Source organism: Actinomadura gamaensis (assembly GCF_042652125.1).
GTDB classification, from domain to species: domain Bacteria; phylum Actinomycetota; class Actinomycetes; order Streptosporangiales; family Streptosporangiaceae; genus Spirillospora; species Spirillospora gamaensis.
Genome location: NZ_JBHSIT010000014.1, coordinates 169,411 through 194,143, shown reverse-complemented (window position 1 = coordinate 194,143; position 24,733 = coordinate 169,411). Strand labels below are relative to the sequence as shown.

Sequence of the window (24,733 nt, the reverse complement as noted above, 5' to 3'; positions counted from 1 at the left end):
GTGGCCGCATCTCCCGTAGGTCACGGAAGCGTCGGGAGCCGAGCACGAAGGCCGTCCGGACGACGCCTGGAGTCGCCTTCGGCGGGTTCGTCGCGGCCGGTCGCGGTTCGGGCCAGGCGTCAGATGCCCCGGCGAGCGCGCCTTGAGGCTCAGACGGGCGAGGCCGCCGTCGGGACCCGGCCATGTCCTCGCCCCGCCAGTCCTGGCCGCCGAGTCGGCAAGGACGGGCGCCTCTTCCCCCCACAGGAAAGGTGAGGACCGGTCGCACCCCTGGGCGTCCCAGAGGACACGGGTCAGGCCCACCGGGGCTCATCTTCACCCCGCCCCGGCGGTACCGGGGCACCAGGCGGGGGATTGCGGTGGTTGCTCGGCGGTCAGGATTCTTGTGCCGGGCAGGGGAGGGGAGAGGGGCGGGTGGTGGTTTGGAGGCGGTAGAGGTGGGCGTAGGTGCCGTTGCGGGCCATGAGTTCGTCGTGGGTGCCGCGTTCGGTGAGGCGTCCGTGGTCCAGGACGTAGATCCGGTCGGCGTGGCGGACGCTGGTGAGGCGGTGGGTGATGAGGACGACGGTGGCGCCGTGCCGGGCGCCGTGGCGGCGGATGGCGTCGTAGGCGCGTTGTTCGGCGCGCGCGTCGAGCGGCGCGGTGGGTTCGTCGCAGATGAGCAGGGCCGGGGCGTTGTAGAGGGCGCGGGCGAGGGCGAGCCGTTGCCACTGGCCGCCGGACAGGTCGGCGCCGCCGTGCAGGTGGCGTGACAGCAGCGTGTCGCGACCGTGGGGCAGGGCGGCGATGACCTCGTCCGCGCCGGCGTCGCTGATGGCCTGGTCCAGGGCGGACGGGTGGGGGACCGGGCGTCCCAGGGCGATGTTGTCGTGGACCGACAGGGGCCAGCGGACCGGTTCCTGTCCGAGCAGTCCGACCAGGTGGCGGAGGTCGCCGGGGGTGAGGCGGTGCATGGCCGGGCCGCCGGTGATCGTCCCCGAGGTGGGTTGGTGCAGTCCGGCCAGCAGGCGGGCCAGGGTGGTCTTGCCGGAGCCGTTCTCCCCGACCAGCGCGATGGTCTCGCCTTGCCGGAGGGTCAGGTCGATGCCTTCGACGGCGGGCTTCTCGGTGCCCGGGTAGCGGAAGGTGACCTCGTCCATGCGGATCGCGGCGAAGTCGCGGGGCATCGGGTCGCCGGGCGGGTGGGGGCGCGCGTGGCTGTCGGCGAGGAACCGGCGGAGGTCGGCGATGTACAGGCCGCGCTCGTACAGCCGGTTGGCGGTGGTCGCGAGCTGGACGAAGGACGCCTGTCCGCTGCGGATCGCCATGACCGCGGTCGCGGCCGCGGCCAGCGGCATCACTCCCGCGTTCAGCAGCACGACCAGTGCGGCCAGGGTGATCAGGACGCCGATCCCGCCGAGCGCGCGGCCGACCAGGGTGGTGCGGGTGCGGGTGAGTTCCAGGCGTCGCCGCTGGTGCTGGACGGCCTCGGCCCAGCGCCGGTACTCGGCGAGCACGAACCGCTCGGCGCGGTAGGCGCGGATCTCGGCGGCCGCGGGCCGTCCGGTGACCAGGTCCCCGATGAGCTGCTGGCGGTGGTACAGGGCCGCCAGGGGGATCTCCCCGGTGTAGGCGGTGCGGGCCGCGCGCATCGCGGCCCAGGTGTGCGGGACGACGGAGGTCGCCAGCAGGATCAGCAGCAGCGGGTGCAGGGTGGCGAGGATCCCGCCGACCGCCAGCAGTCCGGCGACGGCGCCGACGACGGCGAGCAGTTCGGCGACGGCCAGCTCGAGGGCGGGCAGCGTGCGCTGGCGTGCCCGCGAGAGCGCTTGCTGCCAGTCCGGGTCGTCGAAGGCGGCCAGCTCGACCGCGGCGGTCGCTTCGTAGAGCCGGTCGTGGGCATGCCGGAGAATCCGGGGCGTCAGCCGGGCCCGGGCCTCTCCGACCGCGGCGGTCAGCACGCCGCGTGTCCCCGCCAGGATGCCGACCAGCAGCAGAAACGGTAACGCGGCGGTGATGCGCTGCGGGGTCGGGCCGCCGGCCAGCAGTGCGGTCAGCACGCGGGTCCCGGCCAGCAGGCCCAGGCCGGTCAGCGCGGCCGAAGCCGTCTGGCAGGCGAGGACGGTGACCGTCAGTCCCCGGCTCGCCGTCCACAGCAGGCCGACGGCCTGGCCGATCGCGCCGGGTAGTTCGCGCAGCATCGCCAGGCTGCCGGTCTTCACCGCCTGCGGCTGCCCGCCGAACACGGCCTGCTCGTCGATCCCCGCCGCGCATGGCTCGCCGGTCGGGGGACGAGCCGTCCCGGCGGTCACGCCGCCGTCCACTGGCCGAACGTCCACGGGCCGGGACCGCCGTGGTCGCGCAGGCGGCGCAGCAACGTCAGCATCCCCGCGCTGCCGGTGGCCCATCCCCCGCTGCTGCCGCGCAAGGAGTTGTCGGGGAACTCCGGACGGGTGCCGGGCTCGCCGCCGCTTCGGTCCAGCATCAGCGCCAGCACCCGTTCGGCCTCGTCGAACCAGGTGCCCTGCCCGGTGGCCGCGCCGAGATCGACCAGCAGTTCACCGACGCCCGCCATCCCGCAGCACTGGGTGATGATTCCCATGCGAGGGGCCATCAGCAGGCACGTCTCGGCCACGTCCTGGGCCAGCTGCAGGCAGCGGTCGTCGCCCAGGGCGGCGGCCCGCAGCAGGGACGACCCGATGCCCGAAAGTCCCTGGCACCAGGAGGCGCACATCGGACGGGCCGAGGGCAGCGCGGCGGCCCGCAGCACCTCCGGCAACCGCCCGCACAGGAAATCGAAATGCTCGCGGGCGGCGGCCTCAGCCCACCCGGCGCCGGTCGCATCGCGGTGGGCGAGGAGGAAGGCGCCCAGTCCGGCGCGTCCGTGGGCGTGGCCGAGGCCGATGACGATCCCTGACACCGGGGCGACCGAGTCGTCCGCCGTGGAGCGGCACTTTCCGCCTGCGATCCGCCGCGCGCACTCGGCGGCGACGGCCAGATGCGCCTCATCACCCGTCAACTCGGCCAGCATCAGATGACCCGCGCCGATCCCGGCCAGTCCCTGCGCGTAGTCGGAGTACTCCATCACGGCCAGCGAACCGACATCGGGCGGCGCGGCAAGCCGGGCCGCCGCGCGCAGGTCGTCGTCGTCCAGCCGCCGCGAGGAGGCGGCCAGGAACACCGCGATGCCCGTCCGGCCGAACGCCAGTCCCGGGGGGTAGGCGGTGAGCAGGGGGTGCTTGGCGGTGTGCTGGGCGAGGCCGACGGCCAGCGTCCTGGCGTCGTCGTCCCCGAGATGGTGCAGCAGTTCGCTCCCGAGACCGGCGGTCCCCTGCCAGACGTCGAGCCGCACCGGCCCGGCCGGCGAGTCGGGAGCGAGCAGTCGCCCGCCGTGCCGCACGGTCTGGGCGAGCGTGTGCGCCAGCAGCCGCTCCGCCGTCCCGGCCTCCGCTTCGACCGGCCGGTGGCTCCAGCCGGTGAACCGCCCGCCGACCCCGGACCGGAGCGCTTCGGCGGCGATGATCCTTCCGGCGGGGTCGGCGCTGACCAGCCCGGGAATCCGCGCCAGCGTCGGGCCGCCCTGCGGGAACGCGCCCGCCAGGACCGCCAGCGTCTGCTCGGCATCACGCCGACCGTCCCGATGGATCATGACCGGTTCGATGCCGGTGCCCGCGTAGAACAGCGTCATGCCGAGGGCGAAGTAGTCGTCGGCGACCGCGCCGGGCTCGCCCGCCAGCTGTTCCGCCGAACAGTAGCCTCGGCTGTATCCCGGCCGCTGCCGTCCGTCGAGCCGGGCGAGTTCGAAGTCGACCAGGTGGAAGTCGACCCGGTGGCCTGTGCCCGGCTCGTCCAGGACCACGTTCTTGGGGCTCAGGTCGCGCACGACGACCCCGCGCTCGTGGACGGCGTCCAGAAGCGCCAGCAGTTCGCGCGCCAGCACCGACAGGTCACGCTCGCCGGGCCGGTCGGGATAGATGCCGGACTCGGCGACGTCGGTGGTCAGGTTGCGCCGTCCCACGCTGGAGAGCACGAGGAACTCGTCCTCGCCGTGGCGGAAGTGATCCAGGACCTGGGGAACGCCGGTGACGCCGTCGAGCGCCGCCAGCACGCGCCGCTCGTTGCGCAGGTTCGCGCGGCAGTCGGTGTCGGCCGTCTCGCCGCCGATGTAGGCCTGCGCCTCCTTGACGATGACCTCCCGGCCGGAGATCGGCTCCCGGCCTCGGAAGATCCGTCCGCGCGAGGAGTTCTGGACGCCCTCGCCCAGTAGCCAGCGCCCGCCCAGCACCACGCCCGGACCGCCGTCGCCCGCCGGCATTCCCTCGCCGATTCCCACCGGCGTGGCCGGATCGCTGGTCAACGGTGATTCCAGGTCGCCGGTCAACGGCGTTCCCGCATTGACTCGCAACGGGTCGTGTTCCCAAGGCGGGCAGCCGAAGAACCGGCCCGCCGCTCCTGGATACTCCGAGCCGTCCGGACCGGTCACCACCAGGTCGGGAGCGCCGTTCTCGCTCACCCGGTACGCGGCGACGAACGGCCCGTACCGGTAGTAGACCGGGGAATCGGGACGCACCCTGCGATCGCTGCGCACCACCGGCGCGGCGAATCCGCATAGCGCTTCGGCCAGCTCGATGGCCAGCTTCCCGAACAGCTCCGGCAATGGATAGGCCGTGATCGCCTTGCCCACCGACGACACGCGATCGCCCGGGGCATTCAGTTCGGCCAGCGTCTCCGGACCGTTGACCACCTTGAACGCGCAAGCCCGGCGCACCAGAATCGGAACCGCCACCCGCAACGTCTCCGTCAACGTGGCCGGACGGGCGGAAACATGAATCTTCCAGCCCTGCTCCGGAAGCGACGCCGACGGAGGATCGAGACGCACCCACATACGCCCGGCAGTGGTCCGCCAGCCAAGGCCGTCCACCATTGCGGCAAGGTCGTTCTCCAGCGATTCACCCGGCGAAAGAGAAGCCAATCCACTGACCTTTCGCTATTGCCACCGGAAAGGCGATCGCAGTTGCGGACCGCCTTCCCGGCTCAACATCTCCTATTCCCCAGGGCGTCAGCGGTCGCAGACGAGCGTGTACCCGTAACTGCACGTATTGACCGAGGCGGTATCGCAGAGATGTGTCACTCCGGTGAGGCACGTTGACGCGCACGCCTGCGGACCGTGCGCGGCCACCTCCTCTTCGCCGTCGAAGAATCCGATGTCCAGGTCGGCTGCGGACGATCCGGCGTCACGCGGACCCACGAGCAGGGCGTTCATGGCAACAACTCCTCTCGCCATGCGCCGGCGTCCCACGCGGGGACACCGGCACGAGATCCTTGTCGTTCCTTGTTCGGCATGCCCTCACGGCACCTCATGACAATCACATATTGATCACCGATGCTCCATCCATCTCAGGGAACCTGTCGAGTATCACTGAAGTCATCAATAACTCACCGCCGCGCATAACATTGATTCGCGTTCCGACGCGGGAAAGCTGGCATCTGAGAGGACTGGCCGCTTTTTCCGGTGCTACACCTGCTCGCCACCGCGGCACTTGGAGAACTGTGGCCGGATTGGTCCGCTAGATGACGAGTTGAGAGCCCCGGCCAGCTTCTCCCATCAAGGCCACTACTTGTCGCGAAGCACGGAGTAAAAGACATGGGAGACAAGGCGAGGAACTTAACCTTGGTCTGTTTCCTCAGTGACGGGGTTGGCCGTGTTCACGTGACCAGGCGGCGTTACAAGCCGTAGTGGGTTGTGGTGGCTGGGGCGCCCCACGTGAGGGCGACCCTCGTCTACCCTCGGGTTCAGCGAGTAGTCCGAGGAAACGGAGACGGCGGTCGTGGTCCGCACTGTGGCACCCGCCGCCGGTGCCGTGATCGCGTCGGTAGGACAACCAGCCAACGGGAACGCGGATCCGGCCGGGACGGCCGCGCTGGGAACTGGCGGCGCTGCCGCTGCCCGGCGCCACCGGAGGCCGGATCGTGCTGCCAGCCGAGGTGTCACCGTGGCTGCGTCCCGACGCGGCCGCCTCGCCCGGACGATCCGTTCTGCCGTCCGCACGGCCGCCGCCGAGACGGGCACCTGGTGATCCCGGGCCGGCCGTACTCGATCACCGCCGCTGGACCGGCCCGCTGTGGGACCGGGTGGACGACCGCGCCCCGGCCCGCCGCCGGATCTATGACGGCGACCCACGCCCGATCACCCGCGCCGACGGCGCCGCCCTGGGGGTTCAAGGAAGCTGCCTTCGCCAGCTTGGGGCCAATGGCGTTCATCATGGGCGGTGTGATTGTTGGCCGGTTCAGTGACCACCACCTCACCACCCGCGAACACCGCATCGTGCCGCTCGTCCTCTCGCTGCTGTCGGTCGGCGTCGGGATCGCGACGCTTCAGATGGGAGGCGCGCCGTCTGCTCTGGTGGCGGTGGAGGTGTCCATGCTCGGAGGGCTCCTGGTCATGGGACCGATCACTGCCATCTGGAAGATCAGCTTCCACACCGGCGTCGGCGCCGCAGCGGTCTGCATCCTGATGACCGTCTACGGCTTGGCCCTAGCCGGCCTGCTCAGGTGCTGGGCTGGCTCCGGTGCCCTTCCCGTTGGCGGACTTGCCCGCGCAGTAGTCCATTGAGCTGGGTGAACACGCCATCGTTTTTGCCACTTGGCGAAGTGGGCGTAGACGGTCTGCCAGGGTGGGTGGTCGTGCGGCAGGTAGCGCCAGGGGATGCCGGTCCGGTCGACGTACAAGATCGCGTCCATCAGGGTGCGCAGATCGTGCTCGGGCGGGCGGCCGAAGTACAGCGCGGTCGCCAGGCGGTCCGCGCGCCAGGCGGTCAGGACTGGTTCGATCAGCGCCCAGCGGGCGTCGGACAGGTCACTGGGGTAGCGGCGACGTGCACTCATGAACAGGATGTACGCCGTCTGGAGCGATATGCCCACAGGTATGCCGAAACTGGCAGGGACACCGATCACTTCGCGGGACGATTTGGGATGAGACAGAACTGAGGCACCGAAACAGCCCCACATCCATCTCTGGTGCCCCTGAATACACCTCACCCCCACACCTCGCCAGGTCGGCCCTCAACGGCCGCCGAAAACCATCTCAAAACCTCCCTTATCGGAGCAAAATTGCCTCTCGGTGTCGGTTTCCGAAGTCCTCTGCACGGTTTCCCGAAGTGGTCTTCACTGGCTGACGCACAGTGGCGGGATCATCCCGGTCTCTGAGGCCCGTCCGGATCGAGGGCTGGCGGCATGCCGCGATCAGTTCGGCCGCTAACGCATCGTTACTCTTGGTCAGGCGCATCGCGCCCTCGTCCGCTGCGTCGTCGTCGACCTCGCTGCCAGACCCTTCTGTGACGATCGTGGGCGTCTCCACAGGCCTGTTTCACGGAAGTGGCGATGACCGACCAGATCATTGAGGATCGGGCCGAGGAGATCGGCTTCAACAATCCGATCATCGACCCCGGCCTCGGCGACCTGGCCGAGGCGCACATCCGGTTGGGCGATCTCGATGGCGCCGACCGGGCTCTGTGCCGACTCGAAGATCAGGCGTCCGCCACCGGCCTCGTCTGGCCGGTGGCCGCCGCCGCGCGCTGCCGCGGCCTTTTGTCCAGGGACCTGACCGCCGCCGAACGATGTTTCGCGGAGGCTGAAGCCGCCCTCCGCCGATGGAAGATGCCGTTCGAACAGGCCCGGGTCCGGTTGTCCCGGGGCAAGGTGCTGCGTCGGCATCAGCACGGGGCCGAGGCCCGGTCTCCGCTCCGCAAGGCCTGGAATCTGCTCACGCCCCAGGAGCTGCAGGTGGCCTGAGTGATCGCGCGCGGGATGAACAACAGCGAGGCCGCGTCGGTCCTCTTCCTGTCCCGCAAGACCGTCGAGGCGCACCTCACCAGGATCTACAGGAAGATGGAGATGCGCTCCCGCACGGGCCTCACCCGCGCGGTGATCCATGCCGAGTTGTCGGACTGACCTGCCGACGGTCGATGCCGGGCAGACCGGTGCTCACTCCTTGGTAACGGACTCCACCCGCTTGCCCGTGCCCAGCTTCTGCGTTCCAAGGCCGTCATGCGCCACATCGGCGCGGACCGGCCGCACCGCCGTCCATCCAGATGGCGTGCACCGCCGGGGGCCCCAGCGGCCGGCGCCATGTGGGCGGCCCAGGGAGAGCGGTCAGGACCAGTCCGGCCCGCGGGGCTGCAAGGGGGCCGGTTGTGGTCGTGGCCGGCGCGCTGCTGGCGCGGCTCATCAAGATGGCGGTATGGACGGAGGCGGGCAGGGCCGCTGGCAGCGCCAGGAGCGGTTGCGGGGGGCGTGGCCGTTGCTGGTGGCCGGGGTGGCGGTCGTGGGGGTGGCGCTGCTGCTGGCCGGTGTGGCGATGCCGTTGCTGGTCGGCGGCGCGCCGATGGGCCAGCGCCTGCAACAGGCCGACAACCGGGCATCGGTGGCCGGGGCAGTACTGGCAGGGGGCTCGTGTGTGGCGCTGGTGGGGGTGTGGGCGGTGCGCAAGCGCCGACGCGCGCAGACTGCGACGGCGCCCGAGGCGGCCGATCTCGACCGGGCCGCCGGGGCGCTGGCCGGCAGCGTGCTGCTGCAGTGGAAGCAGGAGGCGGCGCTGCGGTCGCTGGATGACCCCGACCCCATCCCGGTGGGGTGGCGGCTCGCGGCGCGCACGGAGTTGATGGACCACCCGGCCAACGTCGAGACCCCGGCCCCCGGATCAACGGCGGCGGCGACGGGCGGTATGGATCCGTGGGATGCCTCCAGCGCCGACATTCCGGCCCTGGTGGCCCGGTTCCGGCGCCTTCGGCGGCGCCGGCTGGTGATCGTGGGCGGCCCGGGAACGGGCAAGACCACCCTGGCGGTGCAGTTGCTGCTGCATCTGCTCAAGACCCGCGCCGTGGACGAACCGGTGCCGGTGCTGCTGGCGGCCACGGCTTGGGACCCCGTTCGCCACCCCCGGCTGTACACGTGGCTGGCGGCGCGACTACTGGCCGACTACCCGGCGCTGCGTGCACCGCAGATCGGCGAGCAGGCGATCCGGGCTCTGACCGCGCACGGCCGGGTGCTGCCGGTGCTGGACGGTCTGGACGAGCTGGCCCCATCGGCCCGGGCCAGGCTGATCACCGCGCTGAACCGCTCGCTGGGCGCCGACGACCAGCTCATCCTCATCAGCCGCGTCCGCGAGTTCGCGGATGCGATCGAGCAGGCCGCCGACGTGGTCACCTCTGCCGCGGTGCTGACCGCCCGCCCGCTGCCCCCGGCAGCGGCCGCCGACTACCTGCAACGCTGTCTGCCTCCCCGGCCAGGACCAGGATGGCAGCGCGTTCTGGCCGCGCTGCGCAGCACCGCCGGTCGGGCGGGCGACCGATCCGCCGGGTCCCCATCGGGGTCCTCCTCGGGGCCTTCGGTGGCGCTGGCGCAGGTCGTGGCCACCCCGCTGGGGGTGTGGCTGCTGCGCGCGGTCTACACCGCGCCCGGCGCCGATCCCGCTGAGCTCACCGACCCCGACCTTTTCCCCGACGCGGGTGCGCTGCGCGCCCATCTGCTGAACAACCTGGTCGGTGCCCTGATCGCCGCCCGGCCGCCCAGCACCGACCCCGCCCTGACCCCGTACCGGCCCCGCATGCTCCACGACCCGGCCAAGGCCCACGCTTGGCTGGCCTACCTGGCCCATCACCTCAGCCATCCCCGCCGACCCGATGGCGCCCCGCGCACCCGCGACCTGGCGTGGTGGCACCTGGCCCGCCACACCCCCCGAGCCATGGCCACCACCGTGATCGCCGCTGCTGTCATCGGCGGTCTGACGCTCGGGTCGGCCGGTGCGGTCGCCTACGGGGTCAAGGGCCTGCTCGTGGCGGGGACACTGGGCGCGCTGGTGATCGGGTTCAAAGCCGAGAAGTGGCTTGGCGAGCAGCCTGGGTTCGTCGACCTGCGCTTGCGCAGAGGCCTGAAGCCCGTGGTGCTGGTGCTGGGTATCGCAACCGTCGCCGTCCTGTTGAGCGGGGTCGTCTTGGAACCCGTGTCCGGGCTGCTGGCCGGAATCCCCGACGCGTCCACGGCCGAGTTCGCGATCTGGTTGATGGTCGAGGCCGTGACCATCCTGGCGACCCTGCTGTTGCTGGGGCTGCTGTGGTGGACGCTGACCTGGTCGGAGAACACCTTCGGCAACGAACACGCCAGCACCCCGATGACGGTGTGGCACGCCGACCGCCGCCTGCACGCCTTTCGCTTCGCCATCATCGCGCTGGCGTTCGGACTGCCGGGTCTGGTGGCCAACCTCCAGACCGCGCTGGTGGGCGGGCTGGCCTTCGGGATCGTCGGCAGCTTCTACGCCGGCCGACATCACGCGTGGCTGGCCTACGTCGCGGCCACCCTGCTGCTGGCTCGCCGCCGACGACTGCCACGGCGGCTCATGCCGTTCCTGGACGATGCCCACCGGCTCGGGCTGCTGCGCACGGTCGGCCCCCTCTACCAGTTCCGCCACGCCGCCTTCCAGGACCACCTGGCAGCCACCTACCAGCCCGACACCTGACACTGTCGGCGACTGTAGGCGTTCTGCACGCACACGATGCCTGCGCCAAGCGCGCGGCGCAGCACCTCGGCGGTGACGCTGCTCAGCCCGATCGCGCCCATCTTGCCCGCCTCGCGCAGCGAGATCATCCCCGCGAGCTGATCGTCGAGGTCGACCACCTGGTCCGGGGGATGGGGGCTGGCATGCCGGAGTCGACGTAGGTGCTGAACTCCAGTCACGACAAGGCAGGCCCGCCAGGCTCCTTAACGTGACTGGCCGCTCGGTTGCTGCTCAAGCCCCGATGCCTGAGCGACGCCAGGTTGTCGTCCGTCTCGCGCCAAGCAGCGGGCGGGCCGAGAACTACGCCAAGCTCCGCGAGCCGTTGGACGCCAAGCGGCGCCGAGCTGGAGGAGGAGATGGACGCCGAGCTGTCGGTGGTCAACGGTGCGCTGCCGGGGCTGGACTGGCTGGAGATCGCCGAGCGGAAGCGGGGCGGCCCGATCAGTTGTCTCCGCTGGAGCCGCTGCCGGAGCCGACCGGGCTGCGCAAGCTCAAGGCCGCGGTGCGGCACCGGTGGGGCGTGGTGCCGCTGCTGGACATGTCCACCGAGACGGGCCTGCGGACCGGCTGCGTGGACGTGCGGTGAGAGGGGGCAGGTCCCTCGGTGGGCGGTGTTGTGCTGCTGTTCGGTTTTTTGTCGGTCCTCAGCCTGGACCTGTCGCCGGGCCGTGGGGAAGGTCGATGGTGACGTCGAGGCCGCCGGCGGGTCGGGCGGCGACGGTGATCTGTCCCCGGTGGGCGAGGGTGACCGCGCGCACGATGGACAATCCCAGTCCCAGGCTGTCGCTGCGGACGCGGGTTCCGTGGCCGTGCACGAATGGTTCCAGGAGTGCCCGTGCCCGGTCGGGCGGGACCGTGGGGCCGGTGTTGGAGATCTTCAGGACGGCGCGGTCACCGGCGATGCCGGTGTCGATGATCAGTTGCCCGCCCGGCTGGTTGTAGCGGACGGCGTTGTCGACCAGGTTGTCGACCATCCGTTCCAGCAGGACGGGTTCGCCGCGGACCGGTGCCGATCGGAGATCGGTCCGGATGGCCAGGCCGACGGCCGCGGCGCTTGCCGCAGCGGTGTCGAGGGCCGCGGCCGCGACGGTTGCGAGGTCGAGGGACTTGGGTGCGCCGAGCCCGGCTTGGCTGCGCGCGAGGAGCAGCAGCCCGTCCAGGACTCGCTGCATGTGGTCGACGGCGCCGCCCACGTCGCCCGCCATCACGAGCAGCTCGGCGTGTGTCGGGTTCCCGTCCAGGGTGACATCGATCGCGGTGCGGGCGGTGGTCAGCGGGGTGCGCAGTTCGTGGGCGGCATTGGCGGTGAACAGCCGCTGGCCGTCCAGGATCTGATCGCGCTCGGCGATGCCGCGCTGGATGCGGTCCAGCATCTCGTTGAAGGTGCTCGCGAGGGCGGACAGCTCGTCGGTGGGGGCGGCGACCGGCACCCGCTCGGCGAGGTTCTCGGCGGACAGCCGTCGCGCGGTGGCCGAGATCGAGCGGATCGGGCGGAGCACCCGTCCGGCCAGCAGCCAGCCCAGGACGGCGGTCAGCGCGGTCACCACGGCCAGCGCCACCCCGGCCTGGGTGAGCAGGGTGGACAGGGTGTCGGTCTGCACCCGGTGGGCGAGGGCCCGCAGCGGGTCGTCGGGCGGCGCCGCCGTGGTGCCGGGCGGGTCCAGGCGGGTGAAGACGGTGCGCTGCCGCATCAGGAGATAGGTCAGTCCGGTCAGTACCGTCCCGGCGGCCGCCACCAGGCCGGTCAGCAGCAGGGTGAGTCGGGCCCGGGCGGTCGGCCGGACCGTCATCGTCAGCCGCCGATCCGGTAGCCGGCACCGGTCACGGTCAGGATCAGCGGCGGGTCGCCGAGCTTGCGGCGGAGCGTGCCGACGGTGATCCGGACCGCGTTGGTGAACGGGTCGGCGTGCTCGTCCCACACCTTCTCCAGCAGGGTCTCCGCGCTGACCACGTCGCCGGCGGCGACAGCACCTGCTCGAGCACGCCGAACTCCTTGGGAGTCAGGTTCAGCAGCCGCCCGTCCCGCTCGGCGGTGCGGCGGGCGGGATCCAGCGCCACGCCGCCGGCGCGCAGCACCGGCGGGCGGGCCGGGGCGCTGCGCCGGGCCAGCGCGTGGACCCGCGCGACCAGCTCGGAGAATGCGAACGGCTTGCCCAGGTAGTCGTCGGCGCCCAGCATCAGCCCGCCGACCCGGTCCTCCACGGCGTCGGACGCGGTCAGCATCAGCACCCGCGACACCCCCCGCTCGGCGAGCCGGCGGCAGACCGCGTCGCCGTGTACGACCGGCAGGTCCCGGTCGAGCACCACCACGTCGTACGGCGTGATCTCGCACTTGTCCAGGGCGGCCCGGCCGTCGAGGGCCACGTCGACGCCGAAGCCGTGCTTGCGCAGCCCGGCTTGGATGTATCCGGCCAGGGGCTGTTCGTCTTCGACCAGGAGCACCCGCATCCGCGCAGTCTCGCAAGACCCGGATATGGAACGCGTATGGTTCCGCGATCGGCCCTTGATCACCGCCCGCCGGTAGATCTGGTCACCCTGAAATCCCACCGGGAAAGGATGATCGGTCATGGCGACCACGCATCGGAGAGGGAGGACCTCAGCGATGAGGCGCGGAGGAATCACCGGCACGGCCGTGGCGATGGCCTGCGCGGCGCTGGCGTTGAGCGTCCCGCCACCCGCGACCGCCGCGGGCCGGGTCGCGCTGGGAGACGTCCAGCAGGCGATCCAGAAGCTGGCGAACACCACCGGGGTGGTGGGCACCATCGGAGAGGTCTACGTGGACGGCAGGCGCGTGGGCCAGGGCTCGGCGGGATCGCGTCTGCTCGATGGCAAGGGCGGGCGCATCCCTCCGGGTTCCCGCTACCGCATCGCCTCGCAAACCAAGATCATGGAAGCCGCGGTCGTGTTGCAACTGGTCGGGGAGGGCAAGCTCAGCCTGGACGACAAGCTCAGTCACCTGCTGCCCGAGGTCGCCACCAACGACTGGGTGGAGCTGGCCGACGAGATCACCGTGCGGGATCTGATCCGCCACACATCGGGCATTCCCCAATACACCGACAGTGGGAAGTTCGACACTTTCGACTTCACCACCCCCTACCAACCGATCGACCTGGTGAAGGCATCCCGAACCGTTCCCCGCCAAGGGCCGGTCGGGCAGTACCTCTACTCCACCACCAACTACGTCCTTCTCGGCATGATCATCGAAAGGACGACCGGCCATGACCGGGCCGCCGAGTTCGCACGGCGCCTGTTCCACCCGCTCGGCATGAACCGCAGCTACCTGGCCACCAGGGTGTCCGACCTGATCAAAGGGCCGCACGGACACGGCTACTACCCCGACGGCCAGGGCAGGCCACGCGACATCGACCGGCTCAACGCCACCATCTCGGCCGAAGGAGCGATCTCCACCGCGCACGACGTCAGCACCTTCTACCGCGCGTTGTTCCAGGGCCGACTGCTGCCACCGGAACTGCAACGGCAGATGCCGCGGCCGCGGCCCGCACTGTGCGGCGGAACAGTGGCGGCGATCGAGGGCAGCGCACCTGGCATCACCTCCGCGACCTTCACCACGACCGACGGCCGTCTCCAGTTCGAGGTCGCGACCACACTGAAGATCGACAACATGCAGGCCACGGACGTCGGTGACGCCACCGCCAAGGCCGCCGAAGCCGTGCTCTGCCCCACCCGGTAACGGGGAAGGCGCGGCGCCGGGTCCGCCTGGCACGTCGCCCGGCTCCGGCTCGTCCGGCCGGACCTGCTCGAGCCGCTCACCCGAACGGGGTCATCGGCGGCCACCCCGCCGGCGGAGTGGCCGCGCGCCACACCCGCCCCGACGCCACTGGGGAACGGGACGCAGCGAACGGAGGAACGAAGATCCGCGCTACACCCGCCGCTGCGGTCCCGGAGAGATCACCGAATCGGGTGCGCGGTGCATTCACGGCCGGTGCGCGGCGCATTGACGGCCGCTGCGTGGTGCATTGACGGCCGGTGCACGCCGCCCGGCGGCCGAGCGGGTTCCGGTCCCGGACGCGGCGGGATAAGTCGGGTCCGGGGACCTGGACGGGAGCGATGACGACCACTGCGGCCGCGCACGCCGAGCAGCTGTCCACCCGCGGGGTGCTGAGCCCGGCGACCTCCTCGGACTCGGCGTCCCCGAAGACCGCCTCTGTCTCAACAAGGTACTCACCGGGAGCGGCCCGGCCTCGACGAGGCCCTCGCGGCCGTCCGCGCGGGCGACACCTTCGCCGTCCCGAAGCTGGACCGCCTCGCACGGTCGGTACCCGACGCCCGCGACATCGGCGACGCCCTCGTGATCCGCGGCATCCGGCTGTCGCTCGGCGGGAGTATCTACGGCCCGGCCCACCCCATGAGCAAGATGTTCTTCACCATGCTGGCAGTGTTCGCCGAGCTGATGGAGGTGTTCTCCATCGGCCGCGCCACCGTCTACCGGACCCTGACCCGATCACAGAACGCGGGGACCTCAGCATGACCGACTCTCTGCTTCTGGCGCTCATAGGCCGGGAGATGACGTCTGTGATCTTCGTACGGGACTACCTGCAACTGGCCTTCGACAGCCCATAGGCCGAGCGCCGAGAGATCCCCAACTCGGCCGCCACCTGATCCCGCTTCCGCGATCCGAACCCGCGGCTGCCGCGCCAACCGACCGATCACCTCGGCGCACCGGACAGCCACCGACCACTGGTGCGAGGAAGCCGTCAGCCCACCACGTTCCCGAAGTCCTGTGGAACCAGCCCCATCACGCCAGGTCGCTGGTGAACACCACTTCGGGAATCGACATCGGCGATCTTCAATGAACGATGGTCTGTTGAAGAACGGCACTGGATGATCAGGCCCCCGGCCCACGCTGGCGTCTGGGGAATCGGTGATTGGCCAGGCGACGCTGGTCAGCTCCACGATCCGGCGCATCATCGGCTGTACCAACCCCCAAGCTGCAGCGAGACGTCGCCTGAAGGCGTCATTTTCACCGGTGAGGGCGATGCGGGCCCGATCACCGGTGACGCCAGCGCCGGTGAACTCCACTCATAGAGAGTGACCCTGCTCCGGAATGCGACTTTCGGCAGTGTCGGGCGGCTTGCGGCCTTCCGTATCGTCACCTTCTGTGAGGCGACTGATCACGACGCGCGTCGTCAGGCCAGGGATCCCGCTGCTGGTGATCACGGCCGGCGCTGCCGGCCTGAGCGTTCTTGATCTGTGGTGGGTTCCTTTGACGATGCTGTCGTCCTTCCTTGCGGGGTGGTCGCCGGGCCGGGCGCGGGAAGCGGCGCTGGCGTTGCTGGTCGCGGTCGTGGCAGGCAGTGCGACGGTGTGCGCCGTGCCGTCGTGGATAACGCTGGGCGAGCGGTTCGTGGCGGTGCTGGTGGGCGGGGCGATGCTGCCGTGGTTCGCCGGGCGGTTCTGGCGGCAGTACCGAGACCTGGTGCGGGCCGGATGGGAGCGGGCCGAGCATCTGGAACGCGAGCAGCGGCTGGTTGGCGAGCAGGCGCGGCTGCGTGAGCGCGCTCGTATCGCACAGGACATGCACGACCTGCTCGGCCACGAGCTGAGTCTGGTCGCGCTATCGGCCGGCGCACTCAAGCTCGCACCTGATCTGCCCGACGAGCACCGCGGGACCGCCGGGCAGATCCGCGCCCACGCCGCTGCCGCGGTGGACCGCCTCGGCGAGGTGATCGGCATTTTGCGGCAGGACGCCGTCGTTTCTCGTCCGTCCGACGTCGCGGGGTTGGTCGATGGCGCGAAGTCCGCCGGGTTGACCGTCACGCTGCGCACCGAGGGTGAGCCCGGGTCCCTACCCGCGGTCGCCGAGCACGCCGTGCACCGGGTCGTTCAGGAGGCGCTGACCAACGCCGCCAAACACGCGCCTGGTGCGGCGGTGGCTGTGCGTATCAGGTACGGCGCGGCCGAAACCGAGGTCAGCGTGGAAAACGGCGCCGCTACGGACGGCGCCGCTACGGACGGCGCCGCTACGGACGGCGCCGCTACGGAGGGGGCCGCTACGGACGGCGGCGCGGCAGCGCCGGGCGTCGGCGGTGGGTACGGCCTGGTCGGGCTGGAGGAGCGCGTCCGGCTCGCGGGCGGGTGGATCACCTACGGGCCCCATGAGGACGGCTTCGCGGTCACCGCCCGGATTCCGAATACTCCCAGGACCGCGCCGGCACCGGTCGCCGCAGGACCCGTACATGAGGAAGCTGGGCGGGTGCCGTGGGAACACCGCCGCGCGCGGCGCCGCCTGGGCCGCACCACGCTCGCGGCCGTCGCGGTGCCGCTGGCCGTCATCGTCCTGCTGGGCGCGGGCTTGCGGGGATGGGACCTGCTGCTTATCCGCGCGACAGTGCTGCCTGCCGCCGACTACGCCCGCATCCAGCTCGGACAGCAGCGCGCCGAGCTTGCCCCCGCTCTCCCGGAACATCAGATGCCCGACCATCCTGCCGATGACCTCCCGCCCGCTCCGGGCACCCGATGTGAGTATTACGCGATGACCGCCAACCCCCTCGATGACCGCTCCGGCGACGCCTACCGCCTGTGTTTCCGGGCAGGACGGCTGGTCTCCAAGCAGGTGATGGCCCAGTGATCCGAGTGCTGGTCGCCGACGACGAGCCCATGGTGCGCCGAGGAGTGCGGGCCGTCCTGGCAACCGCCTCCGACATCGACGTGGTCGCCGAGGCCGCCGACGGCCACCGGGCGGTGGAGCTGGCGCAGCTGCACCGCCCGCGCGTGGCCGTCCTGGACATTCGCATGCCGGGCGTGGACGGTCTGCGCGCCGCCGCCGAGATCCGCAGGACCGTTCCGACCACCGGCGTCGTCATGCTCACGACCTTCGGTGAGGACGACTACATCCTGCGGGCGCTCGGCGACGGCGCGGCGGGTTTCCTGATCAAGTCCGGCGAGCCCGAGGAGCTGATCACCGGCGTCCGCGCTGTCGCCGACGGCGCGGCCTACCTGTCACCCAAGGTCGCGGCCCGCGTGGTCGCCCATCTGGCTTCCGGGGGCACGGGCGCCCGAGCCGAACGGCAGGCCGCCGCCCGCCGCCGGGTCGAGGCGCTGACGCCCCGGGAACGGCAGGTGCTGGCCTTCCTGGGAGCCGGGCTGACCAACGGCCAGATCGCCCGGCGGCTGCACGTGGTCGAGGGAACGGTCAAGGCACACGTCAGTTCCATCCTGGCGCGGCTGGCCGTCGACAACCGCGCGGCCGCCGCCGTGATCGCGCACGAGGCGGGCATCATTCCGCCATCCGCGTCGTTCGGCTAGCGCGCCCAGGGCCGGGGTGAACAACAGAACCGTCGCGGCGGCGACCGCGGCGCCGAGCGCCGCACCGGCCAGCACGTCATGTGGATAGTGAACACCTGCGGCAACCCGCGCCACCGCCACCATCGCAGCCGGCGGCAGCGTGACCACCGCCAGGCGGGGCCGCAGCACCGCCAGCCCGACGGCCAATCCGAAGGCCAGGACGGCGTGGTTACTCGGAAACGACCAATCCCCTGACCCCGGGCAGTCCGCGACCGCCTCGGCACCGCGCACCGCGCGGCATGGCCGCTCCTCGTCCACCACCAGTTTCAACGCCTCACTGGTCGCGTACGCCATGACGGTACCGACGCCGACCAGGACCGTGCCGGCGGCGCGGTGAGCATCGCGGCGACGCACAGCTATCCATCCCGTCCACGCCAGCAGCAGACCGAGCACCAGTAGCAGTCCGTCCGCCGACTGGTCCAGCAACGACGCCGCCCAGGAAGGGGCATCGGCCACCGCGCCGCTCACCGCCCGATACACCGACACCGAGGCCCCGCCGGTCACCCGCACCGGCCCGGCCTGGCCCAGCCCTCCCGGGTACAGCAGCGCAACGGCCACCACCCCCGCCCCCAGCGACGCCACTGCGGCGACCACCCGGCGTCCCATGTTGTAGTGAGATCCGAACTCCATGCCGCACGACGCTAGGAACAACGACCTCCCGGCACCCGATCCGAACGGCGGTCCCACACCCCTGACGATCGTCACCTTGACACCCATGGACCGCACCCCCCACTACGCCGTCACCCCGTACGCGCGTCGAAGGCCCCAGCGTCATTGCTCAGCGCCGGACTCGGTTCCAGTGCCCCAAACGCCCCCTAAACGAGCATCACCATCGTCACGCAGAGCTACCTCACCCCTGGTGCCACGGACCCGAGTGGGACCCCTGCTAGAACTCGCCTGCCTGGACGGCACGGATCTGCAGGCGGTCCGTGAACTGCTTCTCGAAGCGACGGCGGAGCTGCAGGCACACCAATGCCAGCCACGATCCCGGCCGCGGCCGAGACGATGTTCCGGCACATCGCTCACACCCACCTGGCCGGCCAAGCCGACGAACGCTGGGAACTCTCACTCGAGGAGCTGAAAGCCATCGTGTATGGCCGCTGCACAAAACAGCTGAACAGCAGTGGCCCCCACAGCGCGTAGCGCAGAGGACTTCGAACATCCGTGCACACGCCTTCGGAAATCGACAACTCCTCTGCAGGTCGCACCTGGACGATCTTGTCTCAGAAGTTGCGCCCGAAATCTATGTCTCGTCTCCGGACGTGCCACCGGCTTTCGGGGCACTTGGCAGGGCGCTGTGACTGAGAGGCGGTGGAGCGCGTATGGCAGCGTGGGTGCGGTCAGGGCCCAGAAGGCCCGGAGGCGGCAATCGAGCGGAGGCACTTTGCTTCATCGACGACGCATCGCACGCGCATCGCCCCGGTCGTCCACGCTGCCACGCCAGTGCCCACGGCTGGGGCCCTGGGAGGTGATTTGGCCGAGCACTCGACGCCGAGCAGCCATCGAGCAACCACAGGGACAGAGTGGGACGAAACGGCGCTGAGGGAGCGCGGTGGTGGCTGCGTTCTCGCAGGTCAGGCGTGGTGCGTCGCGTGGGACTCGAACCCACAACCTACGGATAAAAGACTCCGGCGCCGTATCGGCAGAACCGTGGCCGTGGCGGAACGTGTTGTCCCGTCCGCGTACGTGCCGCTTTCTGTGCCGTCCCGTGCCGCTGTCTGGCGCCTGCTACCGCGACCACCGAGCGACCATAGCCGTCCGGTACGGCGTCACAGTCCCATCCGCCCATCGGCGGGCGATCAAGCCCCTCGTTCGACGATGATCCCCCTACCCGCCACCGCCCAACCGTTCTCGCCCGACACGTGAACAGCCATGTACGAATCCTGGGTTAGGGCGCACTGCGGCCCGGCGTGCCCCTTCCTGTTCGGGGCTATGACTCCCGGTGGCCGACCACGTTCAGCGATCGCCCGCTTCTGAAGGAATCTGTGGGTTTGGCTTTCTGCAGCCCGGCGATCCTGATTGTCGGCTCCGTGCACGCTCGAACCGCCCTGGTGGCGCTGAGGGGCGTGCCTCGCCACCATCCAGCCGATAGCGTCCGATGCGTTACGCACAGTAGTTGCGGGTATTTGTTCCATGTGGAAGGCCGCGTCTGGCGTGGCTGGAACGGGAGGGAGTGCCAGATGAGTGTGATGACGCTGGAGCCGCGGGTCGCCGGGGCGTCGGTGGGTGACCTGGACACGGGGTTCTTCGATGATGCCGACCAGGTCGTGCAGCACGGGCCGCAGGCCTGCGACCAGACCTGTTTCACGGGGATGACCATTGCTTGCGAACGGGCGACCTCGGCCACCTGCACCTGGGGGAACACCTACTTGTGCGACTCCTGAGCAGAGGGTCGGAACAGTGATCCCGTCAGGGGGCCGCCACCACGTGGCGGCCCCCTGACGGGCGACAGCGGGGCAATCGTTGCGGGGGAACGTGGAGACGACGCGTCCGGCGGCCGACGAGTCGCTGATCGACGAGGTGACCGGGCTCCTTGCCAGGGACGACTGGCGGCTGGAGCCCACGAATACCTGGATTCTGGCGTGGCCACCACGCCCCCTCGACGCGACACAGGGCTGGAAGCTGCACGTCGCGGCGCGTCCGGGCACTCTGCGAGAGACGCTGCGCCGCGCGGTGCCCGTGCTCGAGCGGCACGGCTGCGCGTTCAAGGTCGTCAAGGACCTTCCGTCGCTGGCGGCGCTCAACGCCCCCAACGCCTCTGTGACCTCTGTGGGCAAGGCCATCACCGTCTATCCGGAGGCGGGGATCTTCCGCGAAGTGGCGCGGGATCTGGGCGAGGCGCTGGCTGGGATGGAGGCGCCACCGGTGCGCAGTGACCGCCGTCTGCGCCCGGACAGTCCGGTCTACTACCGATACGGCCCTTTCGCGCCGCGGTACTCCGTGGACGTCAATGGTCGGCCCATGCTGGTGGTGACCGGTCCGGAGGGTGAGGAGTTCCCCGGAGCGGCCGGCCGCTACTTCGCCTGCCCACCCTGGGAACGCGACCCCTTCGAACCGGCCCCTGCTCCCTTCAAAGGCGGCGGGGCAGGGGCTTGTTCGGAAACGCCGATTCTCCTAGACGGCTCGTACCCGAGTCCGGACGGGGCGCGGCGGGTGGTGCTGGCAGACCGTTATGAGCTGGTCAGCGGTGTGCAGAACTCCGCGCGGGGGCGCATCTACCGCGGGAGGGATCTCCACACCGGCGACGCCGTGTTCATCAAGGAGGCCCACGCCTACGTCGGCGGGGACGACGCGGACACCGACTGCCGGGCAAACCTGCGCCACGAGCGGCGCGTCCTTGAGGCGCTGGACCCGTTCCCCGGGGTTCCGGGTGTGGTGGATCACTTCCAACTCGGGCAGGACGAGTTCCTGGTGCTGGCGAGCGTGGGCTGCCGCAACCTGTTTCAAGACGTCGTCGACCACGGCGTCTACCTGGACGGTCCGGCCGAACAGACCCTCGGCGAGCGCGGACTGGGCCGCTTGGCCGGGCGGCTGGCGGAGCTGCTGAACCGGGTCCACGAGCGCGGTGTGATCGTGCGTGACCTGTCGCCCAAGAACGTGGTGCTGGACGATTCCGGAGGCGTCTGGCTGGTCGACTTCGAGATCGCTCGCCTCGATGGCCACCAGCGGCAGGGCTACACCCGCGGCTACTCGGCCCCAGGACAGCGCCGCAACCGCCCCGCCCAGGTCGAGGACGACTACTTCGCTCTCGGTGCGACGCTGTACTACGCCGCGATCGGCAGCGACCCGGTGATGATCCATCAAGACGAGGCGCGCAACGCCCGGCAGTCTCTCGCCGCCCTCGCCTGCGCCTACCCCGACGGAGGCCCCACCCTCGACCACCTGCCCGGACTACTCGACGCCGCCCGCGCCGCCCGCGCCGCCGCCTTCGACACCCTGCGCCACGGCCGCCCCGCGGCCCCGGCCGCCCGAACGAGTTCACGCGCTTCTGAGCGGCGGCCACTACCGGCGGATCCTGAGGATCGGTCCAAGCATCTGCTGGGCGCGACCTTGCACAGCACCGTCCGGCACGCCGAGAGGATGCTGCGCGAGTCCACCGGCACTCCTGTGCGCACCGACGCTTGGCAGGGCGTCGCCGGACCGGGAACCGAACTGTTGCACCACCTCGACAGTGGTACCGACGTCCGAACGCTCGTCCTTGAGATGGCCCGGCACGCCGCAAGCTCCCCGATCCTTCGGTCGTCTCCGCCTGGCCTGCTGTTCGGACGGACCGGCACCGCGCTCTTCCTCGCCTCCGCCGCTCGACGGCTCGGCGACGACGCCCTGCTTGACGCCGTCCAGGCGATCACCCCGCCCGACCCAGACCGGCTGTCCGAGATCGAAATCGGTGACTTCGCGACCGGGCTGGCGGGAATCGGCACCGGTCACCTCGCTCTGTCCGCCCTCACCGGCGACGACGCCCATCTGCGGGTCGCCGCCGAGTGCGCCCGGCGCCTGACGGTCGGCGACTTCCGGGAGCCGGTCGCCGAAACGGTCACCCCGCCCGCCGCCGTGGTCGTCGGGCTCGGCTACGCCCACGGACGCGCCGGGATCGCCTCGTTCCTGCTCGCCCACCATGCCGCCACCGGCGACCCGACCGTCCTTCCGGCGATCGACGAGCACTACACCGCGCTGCTGCGGCGGCTGCCCGAACTACTCACCGCCATCACCCGGCCCGCCGCGCGTCCGATGAGTGCCTCCTGGTGCCAGGGCCTGGCCGGGATCGGCACATCCCTCCTGCACGCCGCGACCGCCCTCGGCGACGACGCGTGCAGGGCTGCCGCGCTTCAGGCGGCCACCGCAAGCCTGCACATGGTGCCCCGCATGCACATCGTCACCCAATGCTGCGGATCCGCCTCGATCGGCGAACTGTTCGTCGATCTGGCCGCCGCCACCGGCGACGACACCCATCTTCAGCAGGCCCACTACGTCCTGCGCCTCATGACCGCCCGCTGCGGAGGCACGCCCGACCAGCCCGAATACCCAGACAACAGCCTCACCGCAACCAGTGCCGCCTGGGGCACCGGATCCAGCGGAATCCTGACCTTCCTCCGCCGACTCCACCAACCCACCACCATCCGGCCCTGGACCTCAAACCCCACTACCGCCTCCTCAGGAAAACTGACGAGATCTCACGGCGAAACGAGCACGGCATGACCATCAATCTCGATGTCTCCACGGTTTCACAGGGCTTGGTCATGGTCCGCAACCTTGGTGGGTGGGTGGATCGTCTTGGTTGTCGGCGGCACGCTGGGGCATGGACATGAAGGAAGTGGCGGAGCTCGACGATGATCTGGTCGAGTTCACCTCTGACGTCTTCGCCTATCTTCTTTACGCGGGACAGCGCCATCATGGGCGGCAGTACCTGCGTGGGCTCATGCTGGACGGCAAACGCAAGTCGGTGGAGCCGATGGCCCGGCGGCTCGGTGTGGCCCGGCAGAACCTGGGGCACTTCGTCGCGCAGTCTCCCTGGGACTACAGGGACGTGATGCGCCGTGTCGCCCTGCGCGCCGGGCGAGTGGTGCGGCCTGCGGCCTGGCTCATCGATGACCATCCTTTCGTCCGGTTCGGTGAGCACACCGCCGGGGCGGCCTTCCAGCACCGCGGGGACCGGGGCCGGCACCTTTGCCAGGTCGCGGTGTCGATCCACGCGGTCTCGGCGCGGGGTTCCTCTCCGCTGCACCGGCGGCTGTTCCTGCCGCGCGGCTGGCCTGCCGACCGCGCCCGCTGCAGCGCGGCAGGAGTGCCCGACGACGTGGGCCACCGCACCAAACAGCAGATCGCCCTGGACCTGATCGATGAGCTCACCGATTGGGGGATGACTCCGCCGCTGGTGGTCGCCGATCAGCACACCGCTGCCGAACACCGTCCGCCCGTTGGTGTTCGATCAACGATTCCGGGCCCGCGTTCTAAGTCAAGATCATAAGGAGGTGCTCGCGCGGACAACCGGCGATGCGTCTGCTTACGAGGTAAGGAGAGGCCACGGGGACTAGGCCTCTTGCTGCACGGGGCTCTCCATGACGGGCGAAGCTGAAGTGGTCGAGCCCAGGACTCGCCGACGAGCAGGCATGGAGCGACCACGGGGACAAAGTGGGGCGAAAGGATGCTGGGCGAACGCGGTGGCGGCTGCGTTTGCGCAGGTCAGGCGTGGTGGGTCGCGTGGGACTCGAACCCACAACCTACGGATTAAAAGCCGCGAAACACTGGGTTGGGCAAGTATAAACGCTGGTGTGGCGTGTCGGTCTGTCCTGTCCGGCTTGCATATGCGTGTCAGCCTCAGCCGACCAGTGACGCGCCGTTCCGGAGCCGCCGAGCAACCACCGAGCAGCCTGGTGGGTGCGAGCGGGCCCCTTGGCGAGGTTGGTGTTCGTTGTGCGGGTGCCGCCGGCGGCCGTGACCGGTGACAGCGGCCTAAATGTCCGGGTTAATGATCACGAGATCCACTTTCACCTCGTTGCCATGCCGATGGTGCAGGAACGCCGGCCCCCAGAGGGGGAGCCACTGCAGCCCGCCTGACGTTCGCTGGATGAAGATGCCCGCCTGAAAGTTGCTTCGGAACCTCCGGTGGCCATGGAATCCCCGGGAGGTTCCGAAGTACTTCTGGGATAGTTTGTGCATGAACGCCCGGAGCAGTGCCGACATCGGTCGATGACTCAGCGCTGTTATCCCTGTTCAATTACCGTGGCGCCCGCCCTCCGGGACGGGCGAGGATCGCAACACCAGAAACAGGAACACCACGGCCACGGACAGCGTGGGTGGCGCCCGCCCTCCGGGACGGGCGAGGATCGCAACGCGCTCTCCAGCAACATCACGAAATCCTCGATCCTGATGTGGCGCCCGCCCTCCGGGACGGGCGAG

18 protein-coding genes, 2 pseudogenes and 1 CRISPR repeat array (1 of these 21 cut by a window edge) are annotated in these 24,733 nt (G+C 70.3%); of the genes and pseudogenes, 12 read left to right on the top strand and 8 right to left on the bottom strand.

All coding sequences use genetic code 11. The annotated features are described in order from the left end of the window. Nucleotides 1–374: 374 nt before the first annotated feature. From ACFPCY_RS37325 to ACFPCY_RS37315, 3 genes are all read right to left on the bottom strand, one after another. A complete protein-coding gene (locus ACFPCY_RS37325; RefSeq protein ID WP_378263498.1) occupies nucleotides 375–2,318 on the bottom strand; it encodes an ABC transporter ATP-binding protein in 1,944 nt (647 codons plus the stop codon). After that, nucleotides 2,288–4,903 carry a class IV lanthionine synthetase LanL gene (gene lanL / locus ACFPCY_RS37320; RefSeq protein ID WP_465251252.1) on the bottom strand — a complete coding sequence of 872 codons (2,616 nt, stop codon included), beginning with the start codon at nucleotides 4,901–4,903 and terminating at the stop codon, nucleotides 2,288–2,290. Before lanL (ACFPCY_RS37320) ends, ACFPCY_RS37325 begins: the two co-directional genes overlap by 31 nt. 135 nt (nucleotides 4,904–5,038) lie before the next feature. Beyond that, nucleotides 5,039–5,242 (bottom strand): hypothetical protein, encoded by a 204-nt coding sequence (locus ACFPCY_RS37315; RefSeq protein WP_378263494.1) that lies wholly within the window; start codon nucleotides 5,240–5,242, stop codon nucleotides 5,039–5,041. 987 nt (nucleotides 5,243–6,229) lie between these two features. Between ACFPCY_RS37315 and ACFPCY_RS37310 the strand changes: the two genes are divergently transcribed. Continuing rightward, nucleotides 6,230–6,592: a hypothetical protein gene (locus tag ACFPCY_RS37310; protein WP_378263620.1), complete on the top strand. Its 363-nt coding sequence runs from the start codon at nucleotides 6,230–6,232 to the stop codon at nucleotides 6,590–6,592. On the opposite strand, the gene ACFPCY_RS37305 is transcribed toward ACFPCY_RS37310, so the two are convergent. After that, nucleotides 6,502–6,864: a transposase gene (locus ACFPCY_RS37305; protein WP_378263492.1), complete on the bottom strand. Its 363-nt coding sequence runs from the start codon at nucleotides 6,862–6,864 to the stop codon at nucleotides 6,502–6,504. The genes ACFPCY_RS37310 and ACFPCY_RS37305 overlap by 91 nt on opposite strands. A gap of 495 nt (nucleotides 6,865–7,359) precedes the next feature. Here ACFPCY_RS37305 and ACFPCY_RS37300 point away from each other — a divergent pair, with 495 nt between their 5' ends. The 3 genes from ACFPCY_RS37300 (at nucleotide 7,360) to ACFPCY_RS37290 (ending at nucleotide 10,492) form a co-directional block, all read left to right on the top strand. After that, nucleotides 7,360–7,770, top strand: a complete 411-nt coding sequence (locus ACFPCY_RS37300) for a hypothetical protein (protein ID WP_378263490.1) — start codon at nucleotides 7,360–7,362, stop codon at nucleotides 7,768–7,770. Beyond that, a complete protein-coding gene (locus tag ACFPCY_RS37295; protein WP_378263488.1) occupies nucleotides 7,771–7,929 on the top strand; it encodes a response regulator transcription factor in 159 nt (52 codons plus the stop codon). A 289-nt stretch (nucleotides 7,930–8,218) separates the two neighbouring features. Then, nucleotides 8,219–10,492 carry an NACHT domain-containing protein gene (locus ACFPCY_RS37290; RefSeq protein ID WP_378263486.1) on the top strand — a complete coding sequence of 758 codons (2,274 nt, stop codon included), beginning with the start codon at nucleotides 8,219–8,221 and terminating at the stop codon, nucleotides 10,490–10,492. On the opposite strand, the gene ACFPCY_RS37285 is transcribed toward ACFPCY_RS37290, so the two are convergent. Then, a complete protein-coding gene (locus ACFPCY_RS37285) occupies nucleotides 10,474–10,710 on the bottom strand; it encodes an aldo/keto reductase (RefSeq protein ID WP_378263484.1) in 237 nt (78 codons plus the stop codon). The genes ACFPCY_RS37290 and ACFPCY_RS37285 overlap by 19 nt on opposite strands. Nucleotides 10,711–10,976: 266 nt before the next feature. On the opposite strand from ACFPCY_RS37285, the gene ACFPCY_RS37280 reads away from it, so the two are divergent. Then, a complete protein-coding gene (locus ACFPCY_RS37280; RefSeq protein ID WP_378263482.1) occupies nucleotides 10,977–11,117 on the top strand; it encodes a hypothetical protein in 141 nt (46 codons plus the stop codon). A 58-nt stretch (nucleotides 11,118–11,175) separates the two neighbouring features. Here the strand turns inward: ACFPCY_RS37280 and ACFPCY_RS37275 are convergent, their stop codons facing one another. Together ACFPCY_RS37275 and ACFPCY_RS37270 are read right to left on the bottom strand one after the other, a co-directional pair. After that, on the bottom strand, nucleotides 11,176–12,321 hold the full coding sequence (locus ACFPCY_RS37275) for a sensor histidine kinase (RefSeq protein ID WP_378263480.1): 1,146 nt from the start codon (nucleotides 12,319–12,321) through the stop codon (nucleotides 11,176–11,178). Nucleotides 12,322–12,323: 2 nt separating this feature from the next. Then, nucleotides 12,324–12,979 (bottom strand): annotated as a pseudogene (locus tag ACFPCY_RS37270) (response regulator transcription factor). Between the two features lie 154 nt (nucleotides 12,980–13,133). Between ACFPCY_RS37270 and ACFPCY_RS37265 the strand changes: the two are divergent. The 4 genes from ACFPCY_RS37265 (at nucleotide 13,134) to ACFPCY_RS37250 (ending at nucleotide 17,797) form a co-directional block, all read left to right on the top strand. Then, the gene (locus ACFPCY_RS37265; protein WP_378263478.1) at nucleotides 13,134–14,222 is read left to right on the top strand and encodes a serine hydrolase domain-containing protein; all 1,089 of its coding nucleotides are present in this window, start codon (nucleotides 13,134–13,136) and stop codon (nucleotides 14,220–14,222) included. A gap of 474 nt (nucleotides 14,223–14,696) precedes the next feature. Further along, nucleotides 14,697–15,020 carry a recombinase family protein gene (locus ACFPCY_RS37260; protein WP_378263616.1) on the top strand — a complete coding sequence of 108 codons (324 nt, stop codon included), beginning with the start codon at nucleotides 14,697–14,699 and terminating at the stop codon, nucleotides 15,018–15,020. A 630-nt stretch (nucleotides 15,021–15,650) separates the two neighbouring features. After that, nucleotides 15,651–17,120: a sensor histidine kinase gene (locus tag ACFPCY_RS37255; protein WP_378263476.1), complete on the top strand. Its 1,470-nt coding sequence runs from the start codon at nucleotides 15,651–15,653 to the stop codon at nucleotides 17,118–17,120. Beyond that, nucleotides 17,117–17,797, top strand: coding sequence for a response regulator (locus ACFPCY_RS37250; RefSeq protein WP_378263474.1), 681 nt, complete (start codon nucleotides 17,117–17,119; stop codon nucleotides 17,795–17,797). The genes ACFPCY_RS37255 and ACFPCY_RS37250 overlap by 4 nt, the downstream gene beginning before the upstream one ends. Before the next feature lie 30 nt (nucleotides 17,798–17,827). Here ACFPCY_RS37250 and ACFPCY_RS37245 read toward each other — a convergent pair. Further along, nucleotides 17,828–18,442: pseudogene (locus tag ACFPCY_RS37245) on the bottom strand (phosphatase PAP2 family protein); the annotation flags it as partial. 1,574 nt (nucleotides 18,443–20,016) lie between these two features. On the opposite strand from ACFPCY_RS37245, the gene ACFPCY_RS37240 reads away from it, so the two are divergent. The 3 genes from ACFPCY_RS37240 to ACFPCY_RS37230 all read left to right on the top strand — a co-directional run bounded on the left by ACFPCY_RS37240 (nucleotide 20,017) and on the right by ACFPCY_RS37230 (nucleotide 23,801). Beyond that, the gene (locus ACFPCY_RS37240) at nucleotides 20,017–20,220 is read left to right on the top strand and encodes a hypothetical protein (RefSeq protein ID WP_378263472.1); all 204 of its coding nucleotides are present in this window, start codon (nucleotides 20,017–20,019) and stop codon (nucleotides 20,218–20,220) included. A 79-nt stretch (nucleotides 20,221–20,299) separates the two neighbouring features. Continuing rightward, entirely contained in the window at nucleotides 20,300–23,032 is a 2,733-nt protein-coding gene (lanL, locus tag ACFPCY_RS37235) for a class IV lanthionine synthetase LanL (RefSeq protein WP_378263470.1), read from the top strand. A gap of 100 nt (nucleotides 23,033–23,132) precedes the next feature. Further along, nucleotides 23,133–23,801, top strand: a complete 669-nt coding sequence (locus ACFPCY_RS37230) for an IS701 family transposase (RefSeq protein ID WP_378263468.1) — start codon at nucleotides 23,133–23,135, stop codon at nucleotides 23,799–23,801. Nucleotides 23,802–24,556: 755 nt separating this feature from the next. Beyond that, nucleotides 24,557–24,733: a CRISPR direct-repeat array (repeat unit 37 nt; unit sequence GTGGCGCCCGCCCTCCGGGACGGGCGAGGATCGCAAC) (it continues 596 nt past the right edge of the window).

Coding starts and splice junctions, on each gene's coding strand:
- ACFPCY_RS37310 (WP_378263620.1), top strand. CDS start 6,230: ATGGCGTTCATCATGGGCGGTGTGATTGTTGGCCGGTTCAGTGACCAC.
- ACFPCY_RS37305 (WP_378263492.1), bottom strand. CDS start 6,864: ATGAGTGCACGTCGCCGCTACCCCAGTGACCTGTCCGACGCCCGCTGG.
- ACFPCY_RS37315 (WP_378263494.1), bottom strand. CDS start 5,242: ATGAACGCCCTGCTCGTGGGTCCGCGTGACGCCGGATCGTCCGCAGCC.
- ACFPCY_RS37265 (WP_378263478.1), top strand. CDS start 13,134: ATGAGGCGCGGAGGAATCACCGGCACGGCCGTGGCGATGGCCTGCGCG.
- ACFPCY_RS37230 (WP_378263468.1), top strand. CDS start 23,133: ATGGACATGAAGGAAGTGGCGGAGCTCGACGATGATCTGGTCGAGTTC.
- ACFPCY_RS37240 (WP_378263472.1), top strand. CDS start 20,017: ATGAGTGTGATGACGCTGGAGCCGCGGGTCGCCGGGGCGTCGGTGGGT.
- ACFPCY_RS37300 (WP_378263490.1), top strand. CDS start 7,360: ATGACCGACCAGATCATTGAGGATCGGGCCGAGGAGATCGGCTTCAAC.
- lanL (WP_465251252.1), bottom strand. CDS start 4,903: ATGGTGGACGGCCTTGGCTGGCGGACCACTGCCGGGCGTATGTGGGTG.
- ACFPCY_RS37275 (WP_378263480.1), bottom strand. CDS start 12,321: ATGACGGTCCGGCCGACCGCCCGGGCCCGACTCACCCTGCTGCTGACC.
- ACFPCY_RS37290 (WP_378263486.1), top strand. CDS start 8,219: ATGGACGGAGGCGGGCAGGGCCGCTGGCAGCGCCAGGAGCGGTTGCGG.